10 protein-coding genes are annotated in these 9,852 nt (G+C 45.7%); 3 read left to right on the forward strand and 7 right to left on the reverse strand.

The features are described from left to right. Positions 1-284 precede the first annotated feature (284 nt). Both mltF and BCT81_RS29945 read left to right on the forward strand, forming a co-directional pair. Positions 285-1,853, forward strand: coding sequence for a membrane-bound lytic murein transglycosylase MltF (gene mltF / locus BCT81_RS19310; RefSeq protein ID WP_102425507.1), 1,569 nt, complete (start codon positions 285-287; stop codon positions 1,851-1,853). A gap of 314 nt (positions 1,854-2,167) precedes the next feature. Further along, on the forward strand, positions 2,168-2,299 hold the full coding sequence (locus BCT81_RS29945; protein ID WP_004737586.1) for a hypothetical protein: 132 nt from the start codon (positions 2,168-2,170) through the stop codon (positions 2,297-2,299). A gap of 60 nt (positions 2,300-2,359) precedes the next feature. Here BCT81_RS29945 and tadA read toward each other — a convergent pair whose 3' ends face one another. The 7 genes from tadA to BCT81_RS19345 form a co-directional block, all read right to left on the reverse strand. Further along, the gene (gene tadA, locus BCT81_RS19315; protein ID WP_102425508.1) at positions 2,360-2,908 is read right to left on the reverse strand and encodes a tRNA adenosine(34) deaminase TadA; all 549 of its coding nucleotides are present in this window, start codon (positions 2,906-2,908) and stop codon (positions 2,360-2,362) included. Positions 2,909-3,028: 120 nt separating this feature from the next. Next, positions 3,029-4,318 carry a hemolysin family protein gene (locus BCT81_RS19320; protein WP_102425509.1) on the reverse strand — a complete coding sequence of 430 codons (1,290 nt, stop codon included), beginning with the start codon at positions 4,316-4,318 and terminating at the stop codon, positions 3,029-3,031. A 187-nt stretch (positions 4,319-4,505) separates the two neighbouring features. Continuing rightward, on the reverse strand, positions 4,506-6,068 hold the full coding sequence (locus BCT81_RS19325; RefSeq protein ID WP_061033252.1) for an AbgT family transporter: 1,563 nt from the start codon (positions 6,066-6,068) through the stop codon (positions 4,506-4,508). A gap of 297 nt (positions 6,069-6,365) precedes the next feature. Next, positions 6,366-6,815: a prepilin-type N-terminal cleavage/methylation domain-containing protein gene (locus BCT81_RS19330; protein ID WP_102425510.1), complete on the reverse strand. Its 450-nt coding sequence runs from the start codon at positions 6,813-6,815 to the stop codon at positions 6,366-6,368. Beyond that, a complete protein-coding gene (locus BCT81_RS19335) occupies positions 6,805-8,145 on the reverse strand; it encodes a hypothetical protein (protein ID WP_102425511.1) in 1,341 nt (446 codons plus the stop codon). Before BCT81_RS19335 ends, BCT81_RS19330 begins: the two co-directional genes overlap by 11 nt. Next, the gene (locus BCT81_RS19340) at positions 8,142-8,774 is read right to left on the reverse strand and encodes a type II secretion system protein (RefSeq protein ID WP_102425512.1); all 633 of its coding nucleotides are present in this window, start codon (positions 8,772-8,774) and stop codon (positions 8,142-8,144) included. The genes BCT81_RS19335 and BCT81_RS19340 overlap by 4 nt, the downstream gene beginning before the upstream one ends. After that, complete coding sequence (locus tag BCT81_RS19345; RefSeq protein ID WP_102425513.1) at positions 8,755-9,261, reverse strand: GspH/FimT family pseudopilin; 507 nt, start codon at positions 9,259-9,261, stop codon at positions 8,755-8,757. The genes BCT81_RS19340 and BCT81_RS19345 overlap by 20 nt, the downstream gene beginning before the upstream one ends. A 102-nt stretch (positions 9,262-9,363) precedes the next feature. Between BCT81_RS19345 and BCT81_RS19350 the strand changes: the two genes are divergently transcribed. Continuing rightward, positions 9,364-9,795 (forward strand): type IV pilin protein, encoded by a 432-nt coding sequence (locus tag BCT81_RS19350; RefSeq protein WP_102425514.1) that lies wholly within the window; start codon positions 9,364-9,366, stop codon positions 9,793-9,795. Positions 9,796-9,852: the final 57 nt, after the last annotated feature.

A 9,852-nucleotide genomic window follows, 5' to 3' on the forward strand; every position in this document is an offset into this window, starting at 1 on the left:
ATTCAGTGGGTTAAAGGAAAAACCTAACTGTTTTCTTCGAAGCTATTCCCGAAGGTTTAAAAACCTATGCCGATCCCACCTCTTCAATGCGAGCGCATTATAAAGCATTTTTTTTTGTGACGTAACACCAAAAGCAACCGTTTGCGTGATTTTTTTCATGTTTCTGCGCAAATGCCAGTTTTGCTGCATTTATCACCACTTTTACCTCTGTTTAATCAAACCTGCTTTGCCAGCCTTCCGGGGTTTGGTATAAAGGGGCTTCCACTTTTCGAGATTTCATTTTGATGCCTAAATTTTCTCTCATCTTTTCGTCTAAGTTCTTTCTGCTGGTTATCGCTCTGTTTGGGCTAACTGCATGCCAGATTGAATCTGAACCTAAAAGTGTTCTTGAGCAGATACGAGAGCGCGGTGTGCTTCGTGTCGGAACTCTAAATAACCAACTCTCTTATTACATTGGTCCTGATGGCCCAGCTGGTCTCGATTACGAATTAGCTCGTGAGTTTGCACAAGAGCTGGGGGTGAAGCTTGAGGTTAAACCGGCTTACCGTCTATCCGGCCTATTCCCCGCCCTAAAGAAAGGCGAGATCGACCTAATCGCTACAGGGTTAACGCAAAACAACAAACTGACGCGAGCTTATCGTGCAGCGCCTGCTTATTACTACGTAAGCCAACAAGTGGTGTACAAAAAAGGCCAATGGCGTCCAAGAAACCTAGATCAACTGATCAAGTTTGAAAACGAACGCCAGGCTGAATTCATCAAAGCGCAAGCTGAATCAGAAGACGCGTCACCTAACGAGACTCTGACTCCCTCTTTGGTTGTGGTCAAAGACTCACACTTCGAACCAACACTTAAGCAATTACAGAACACGCACGATGACTTCATCTACGATGCAATAGGCAATGCCGACATCAATGACCTGCTAAAAGAAGTATCGACGGGCGAGCGCCTATTTACGGTTGCCGATTCTATCGAACTATCACTAGCACAACGTTTGTACCCAGACGTAGCATTGGCGTTTGAGCTTACTGAAGACCAACCTATCTCTTGGTACTTAGAGAAGTCTGAAGATGAAAGCCTGTACGCATTGCTGATTGAGTTCTTCGGTAATCTAAAACAATCCGGTGAACTTGCTTCGCTAGAAGAAAAGTACATCGGTCATATCGGCACTTTTGATTACGTTGATACTCGTGCCTTTATCCGCGCGCTCGACAGCAAGCTACCAAAATGGTCGCCACTATTTCAGAAGTATTCACAAGAGTTTGACTGGCGCCTGATTGCTGCACTGGCGTATCAAGAGTCACACTGGAACCCAGTCGCACGCTCACCAACCGGTGTTCGTGGCATGATGATGCTGACACTGCCGACAGCAAAAAGCGTTGGTGTGACCAACCGTCTCGACCCTAAACAGTCGGTACAAGGTGGTGTTGAGTACCTGCGTCGTATCGTGAACCGAGTACCAGATTCAATCACGCAACACGAAAAGATCTGGTTTGCGCTTGCTTCATACAACGTCGGTTACGGACACATGATGGACGCACGCCGCTTAACCAAAGCGCAAGGCGGAGATCCTGATGCTTGGGGTGATGTAAAAGACAGACTGCCTCTACTAAGACAGAAGAAATACTACAGCCAAACTCGCTATGGTTATGCTCGTGGTGATGAAGCAAGAAACTACGTAGAGAACATTCGCCGTTATTACCAAAGCATCATCGGCCATGTTAATAAACGTAATAAAGAACAAGAAGAGAGTCTTGAAGGGTTGAGCGTTATTCCACCTTTAGAGATTTCTGGAGCTGAGTCCAGCATCAGTGCTGCAGAATCAACAGTAAGTGGTTCTGAGTCTTCGAAATAGAAACCAAAAGAGCAATGCCTTCCAGCATTGCTCTTTTTTATTACGCTTTCTATCGCTTACACAAAGGAGTGATGTGGATAAAAGGCGGTGATAAAGGCAGTGTCATATTACAGTAACAATCGCACCTTATAACGACACACCACAATCAAGATTAGCGTTCTGTTGCGCTAGGCCATTAGCCGAAGTTAGAAGCTTAAGAATAGAGTTGCTCTTCTAAGTCAGCCTCTGCGCGACAGAACAAACAGACGAATCACACTATAATTAAATCGTTAGTCCAAACGACACCGTCAGACGACCAATAGGAAATCATTGAAATGATGAAGAAACTGAAATCGAAACGCCTTGATAAGACCGTTGCTGCAAACCGTCGTAAGCGTATGCTTTCAAATAATAAGAAGAAGATCATTTGGCGCAACCGTGCTTTCATGCAGATGCTTGCCGAGTAAACTCTATAACCAAGTAAGCTGGTTTGGCACTCTAACGATGAGAGTGCCTTAAACTTGCTGCTATTTCTTTTTAAGCGCCTTGTCTGCTTCTAACTGCTGCTCTTCTAGCAAACGCTCTTGCTTTCGCTTCTCTTTTATCTCTTTTCGACGACGCTTGAAAAACGCTTGTAGTTGCTCGCGACACTCATCCTCTAATAGCCCGTGCTCAACATCGGCATAGTGGTAAGAGGCTTGGCTTTCAAACAAGTTCAGCACAGTCCCTGCCGCACCCGCTTTTAAATCTGGCGCGCCAAAAACAATGCGCTTCACTCGGCTATGTAACAAGGCACCCGCACACATAGGGCATGGCTCAAGCGTGACATACAATGTGGTATCAAGCAGTCGATAATTTTCCAGAACCTGCCCCGCTTTACGCAAGGTTTCTACTTCAGCGTGCGCTGTTGCGTCATGGCTGCCAATCGAACGGTTCCACCCTTCAGAGATAATCTCACCATCTTTTACCAGTACGGCACCAACAGGTACCTCTCCCTCACTCTCCGCTTTTTTGGCCACCTCGATGGCACGTCGCATAAAGATTTCATCTTGAGGGGTGAATTGATGGTCTGACAAAGGGGACTCCAAAAACAAACAATAGAAAAAGGTATGCGATGAAGCATACCTAATCTTAGTGATGATGGACAACAAAGAGATGCCCACCAATAGCCATAGACTCGATGATTAACTGTCAGTCTAGCTTTCAGCTTCAACCAAATCATTGACGATTTGCGTCGCTTTCACGCTCACAATACGATTGTTCTCAACCGAGATAATCTCAAACTGCCACTGCTGACACTCAACGATCTCTCCCGTATCAGGCAAGCGACCTAGCAGCCATGTGATGAGTCCGTTTAGAGTTTGGAAGCCCTCGCTTTCACCTTCTAACTCTGAAAGCTCCAAGCGGTTTTTCAGTTCGCTGATCGGGATTAATCCATCCACCAGCAAACCATCTGGCAAAGACTCAGTCCAAAGGTCGTTCGGGTTGTTTGATAACTCACCCGCAATCGCTTCTAGAATATCGTAATGAGTCACAAGGCCTTGAACATCGCCATACTCATCAACAATGAATGCCATCTCAGTACCCGACTCTTTAAAATAACCAAGGAGGCGTAGCGCCTTCATCGATTCCGGTACATAGATTGGAGATTTAGACAGCCCCATGATCACTTGAATACTTAGATTACCCGCCTGATTCAATAAAGCCTTGGCAGACACCGTGCCCACCACCTTATTTAGATGATCTTGGCACAGAGGAAATACGCTGTGCTTCGATGAGCGAAGCTGCTTCAAGATGTTCTCAACAGGTTGGTCAACATCCAGAAAATCGATGTCTCGACGCGGCGTCATCAACGAGCTCACCAAGCGGTCATCAAGCTGCAAGATATTGCGAATCATCTCTTGCTCACCACGCTCAATCACACCTGAGTCTGAGCCCTCTTTAACAAGCGCATGAATATCGTCTTCCGTCACACTGTCTTCTTCGCCACCTCGGCCCATCAACTTAAGAATACCTTCCGTTGAAGCCGACAAAGCAAAAACAAACGGCGTCGCGATTTTAGACAACCAATAGATTGGCATAGCGACCAACACAGCGATAGTTTCCGCTTGAGATTGAGCAAAGCGTTTTGGTACGAGTTCACCAACAACAATCGCAAAGTAAGTAATACCGACAACGACGACCGCGGTAGACAGAACATTCGCTTGCGTTGCATCCATGCCCCACAGTTCTAGTTGAACGGCTAGTGGCGCAGATAATGTCGCCTCACCCACGATGCCGCTGAGCAGGCCTATGACGGTAATACCGATTTGAATGGTTGAGAGGAAGCGAGTTGGATTTTCTTTGAGCTCAAGTGCGATCTGAGCAGAACGGTGCTTTTCGGCCAAGCGTTTCAGCCGACTATTTTTTGCTGCTACCAATGCAATCTCAGACATGGCAAACAGACCATTTAAAACAATTAACCCTACCAGAAGCAGAATTTTCATGATGTTTTGGATTTCCTAATTTTACCGGCCAACAATTAGCCGTAATCCGGAGTATAAGCTGAGTACCTTTCTTTTTGATATAAAAATTTTTGGATATAAAAATAGAGCGGAAAAATAGCACAAAAAAGCCCGCACATTTCGGTGCGGGCTTAGTAATGAATAAAGCTTAATTTTGCTTAGTTCAATCTTACATTGTGTAAGTGTAAGGTGCTTGGATACCTAGTGGAATACCAAGAGCCCAGTAAGCTAGCAAGAAGATAGACCAACCGATTAGCATTGCAATCGAGAATGGCATCATTAGAGAAGCTAGAGTACCGATACCTGTAGACTTAACGTAGCGTTGGCAGTAAACAACAACCAGTGGGAAGAACACCATTAGTGGAGAGATGATGTTAGACACTGAGTCACCAACACGGTAAGCCGCTTGAGATAGCTCAGGAGAGATACCTACAACCATTAGCATTGGAACTAGGATTGGACCGATAAGTGCCCACTTAGCCGATGCAGAACCAACAAGAAGGTTAACTGAAGCCGTTAGTAGAATCATACCAACGATTGTCGCTTCACCAGGAAGGTCCATCGCTTTCAGGCCTTCAGCACCGTAAAGTGCCAGCATAGTACCAATGTTTGATTGACCGAATGCCGATAGGAACTGTGCACAGAAGAACGACATTACAATGTACGCGCCCATCGTAGCCATTGTCTCAGACATCGCCTTGATTACGTCATTGCTGTTCTTGAAAGTACCCGCTACACGGCCGTAAACGATACCTGGAATGATGAACAGGATGAAGATCAGAGGAACGATAGACTTCATAACTGGTGCAGAGAATGCTGTTAGCTCACCTTCGGGAGAACGCAGTGCAGAGTTCTCAGGGATTAGAGCCGCAACAAGCAGACCAATACCAGCAACCATTGCCCAACCTGCGTATTTGAATGCTTTTGATTCGATTGCAGTGAACGTACCTAGATCAGGTGCTTCTTCAGCATCTTCATCAACTGGCGTGTTCGCTAGGCGAGGTTCGATGATCTTCTCAGTTACGTACCAACCGATAGCAACAATAAGAACTGAAGATAGGCCAGTAAAGAAGATGTTCGCTAGAGGGTTAATCACGTATTCAGGGTCAAGAACGTTTGCCGCTGTTTGCGTGAAGCCAGCTAGTAGCGGGTCGATACCTGAAGGGATGAAGTTCGCAGAGAAACCACCAGATACACCAGCAAATGCTGCTGCAATACCCGCTAGAGGGTGACGACCCGCAGCGTGGAAGATGATACCGCCAAGAGGGATTACTAGAACGTAACCTGCATCAGCTGCTGTGTGAGACACGATAGCAACCAAGATTAGCATTGGCGTAAGTAGCTTCGCTGGCGTGAAGTTCAGCATCTTCTTAAGGCCAGTAGTAATGAAGCCTGAAGAGTCAGCAACGCCAACACCTAGCATAGCAACAAGTACGATGCCTAGAGGTGCGAAGCCTGTGAACGTGGTAACCATATTCGCTAGGAAGCTAGCAAGCGCTTCACCAGTCAGTAGGTTATTTACTTCTAGAGCAGCACCCGTTTGAGGGTTGATTAGATCGAATGAAAGATTCGACAAAAGTGCAGATGCTACCCATACGATAACTAGAGCCCAGAAGAACAGGATTGCTGGATCTGGAATTTTGTTGCCGGCGCGTTCAATGAAGTTTAGAAAGCGATCCATTCCACTGATCTTGTCAGTCGATGGTGCTTTTTTTACGGCTTGGTTACTCATTGTAACTCCATATGTGATGTTGTTTGTTTAGGCCTAATATAAGTTTTTACCACGGCCTATTGGTACAACACATATTCTATTGAAAGCCCCCATAAAAAGCACAAGATTCCACCCTAAATTCCATAAATGGAGACATATTTTGCAAAAATACCATACAACTACAACAATATAAAAACACAAAAAACACCATTCCATATACATGAATTTAACCAGTAATTAAACAATGTCCGAGGAGTGGAAATTGTCAGTAAAAGGAGTGGCGTAAGCCTTGGCATGCAGTAAACGTTTGCTTAGGGATCAGTCAAACTCACTGTATTTGGAGAGCATAGTTTCGAGATAAATACTTTGCGCGCGGTTCATACGATCTTGCCATGCAATTGTGACAGTAATGTTTTTGAGCGCGCCAGATAAGGCTCCGTTCGCATTGGTGACTTCACATGTCATCGAATACGCAGAGCCCGATAAACCGGATAAGGGATCTGAACTCGCAATGTTGAGACAGTAGCTCGACTGATGTAGTTCCTCAAAAGGAATAAGCCCTACCGCCCCACTAACATTGAGCGCGCGAGTTCGATAATACTCCATCTGCCTTTCTGCAAAATGCAAAGCTTCCACACTCTGGAGCGCATGATCCGACTTTTGTTCCGCATACACCTGTAATTTAACCAACCCTAGCGACGCGACGCCAATCAGCAGAAAAGAGATAAGTACCTCTAGCAAACTGAAGCCAGAATTCTTAGAAATCACTCCACGAACCTCGCTGCCATTGGTAGGTTGAAGGCGGGTCACTTGGGTTCGAATCCGCACGAAAATCCATGTCCATATCCCCCACAATGGTCGTCACTCCTGAGGGAGAATCAAAGATAAGGCCACCAGAAGGTAAACCAGAGGCAAACTGAATACCGACACTCTTTTTGATCACGCTAGCCTCATCGATGTCTTTGATAAAAGGCGCAAACACGTTGTTAGCCGCAAGCGAGTTCCAGAAGTTATCGACTCGCGTTTTCACATGGCTCTTTTGGTAATCAACCAAGTGATAAATCACCCCGTTATAGGTCATAGCGCCATTCAATGCGAGCACACCATCTTGAATCACGAGAAGTTGAGAGGGGTTATTTGCAGCTGCTACCGCCGCATTGATGTGACAGTTACCTTCAATCCACAGCCCTTTGGTTTGGCCTATCGTAAAATGGTCCATGATCTCTGGACCACACTCGGTCGCGTTCAGTAGCTGAATATGCTTAAACAAGTCCGTATCTTGCGACAGGTCGAGAATGTTTTGTTCCGTTCTAGCCATGCCAAAGAAGGTGTAAAACGGATTCATATTAGGATCTGGATTGAAGTCTTTCTTGAACGGCGGTGGGTTGGTTGCTTGATAATAATCAGGGGCATAGATCGAATAGGAACTACCGGAAGTGCCTTTCGGGATCTCCGTTTTATAGTCGCTATGACAAACGCCATCGAAACCAGAAAAGGGCCCATCAGCAGTAGGATTATGCACTTCTAACCCCAACACCTGCCCTGAATCACCGTGAGTAGCATCATATTGATAAGTAAACAGATCAGCGAATGAGACACTGACACACTCATATTCATTACCACTGATGGGCTCTTCTTTCGCTGTTGGCTTGAGACTTAGTGTCCCAATTATTTCGATTGGTCCTGTCGACTGGATTGCTCCCGTGCCTAACTGGGACTGTTCTCTTATCGTCTTATAAAGGGAGTTGGTGTTCGAAGAAGACGTCACCAAATATGTACTAGAACTAGCAGTAATCGACACATCTATTTGAGGCTGATTTTGATAAGGAGAGCACCAGTCTGCAAAGTCTGCTGGGCGAGTACTGGTATCTTGAATATCAGCAACATTTTTATCTAGTTCAAGTAGATAAGCGTAAGTACACTCCAGTCCACCTTCCGATCGCCAATGTGCTTGCCTGCCTTGAACTTCATTTTGAGCCACTTTCATCTGATGGAAGATGCTTCGATAGGAGCCTAGCGTCACGACTAAGGCTCCAAGCAAAAGCACAGATGTAATCAACAAAGTCACTACGCCATGCTGCTTTGCAGACCTCCTCATTGCCAATTCCTCTGTTTAATGGAAACAGATACCGACTTGGTCACCGCTGCAGTTGGAATTGATGCGGTTATACTGATATCTGTGAGCGTGCTCTTTATCGAGTTCTGCTCTAATACCCGAGACGTAATATTGAACTCATCGACATCCATAATGGTGTCATCAAACAATGAATAGCAGCCAGTCACCTGTTCAAACGTGGGGATCGCCTCAGATACTGTAGTGCCCTTCTCACATATTTGCAGCTTGGTGCCGTTTTTTTGGTAAACAATATTGCGGTGGTTTTTATTGCCGCTCGAACCCTCTCTGAAATAAACAAAACCCACCGCAGCGCCACCACTCACTTGAATCGTATTGCCTGCACCAGATAACTTGATTGAGTAACCGTTTGAGCCGTCGTAACCCGCTCGTTGAATGTCTTCTTTCATCACTTGTATGGTGCTGGTTAGGTTTTGTAGCAGCAGTAACTCAATGCCTTTGTCCTTGGCTATTCTCTGCCCTGTAATAAAGACACTTCCGATAATCGAGATAGCGAAGATACCAATCACAGAGGCCACCATTAACTCAACCAATGAAGTGCCTTGTTGCCTGCTGAGTCCTACCACAACAGGCTTAACACGCATCATAGCCATACTGCGCACTCGACTCACCACACACTTTTATGCGCCCAGGAGGGCTAGATAATTTAATCAATAAACGGTCGGTTGAAGATGCATTAGGAGAAAGGTAGATCGTGCCTCTTGCTGGTCTCCCCCTGACACTCTCAAAGCTGATTCTTTCCCCTGTGTAGTTGTGAGAAAACGAGACATCGCGAAATGGTTCACCCGACAACTGCAGCAAAGTTTCTCCTGTGAGATCTTCCGTCGGCTTCAACCATACCGTCCAATCACCAGTCGATTGCACTTCATTTTTTGCGGTAGAGAAATGCACCCAGAGATCCTGATTCCTTTTCACCGATTCAGACTTAGCCTGAATTAAGAAACCATTGAACTCACCTGCCAACCGCTGCATCTTGACGGATTGAGTCACCGAACTAAAACTCGGGGCAGCCGTCGCTATCAGTATCGACAGTACCGATACCGTTATTAACAGCTCTAATAAAGTAAACCCGCGAGTCATTTCCCAAATTCCTATGTAATTCAGTGCGTAACCGTATTTAATCTTGCAGCGATGCTACCACCGGAGAAGAATGTACTGAGTTATGAAAGGAAACTACTCGCGATGATTCGAAAAAATATATGCAACAGCAACAACATAAGCATGAGAGGGATGACATTGATCGAGTTATTGCTGGCTGTAGTCATCGTGGGAATACTTGGGGCAATCGCCTACCCGAGTTACACCAACCATGTCATGAAGGCGCATCGTGTCACCGCGTTGGCCGACATGACCAAGATACAATTAGAGATGGAAACCCTATATATGGGCGATTATGCATCCGCAGCCCAAGGGATTATTTCCGCCGGGACATGCAGTTTTTGTGATACAGATACAAGCCGATACACGCTCGCTATCTCAGCAAGCAGCACCACCTATACTATTCAAGCTGAGCCGCACGCCCCACAAACTAATGATGACTGCTTAGATTCAACGACTGATATTTTGGAGCTACACCACTCTGGTGTCTCAGAGCCAGAAGCGTGTTGGAAATAATGAGGTAAGCCAATCAGCACCATGTGTGACCACTTTTCTCTTTTCTCTTTTCTCTTT

The sequence above is a fragment of the Vibrio sp. 10N.261.52.A1 genome, assembly GCF_002876325.1.
GTDB classification, from domain to species: Bacteria; Pseudomonadota; Gammaproteobacteria; order Enterobacterales; family Vibrionaceae; genus Vibrio; species Vibrio chagasii.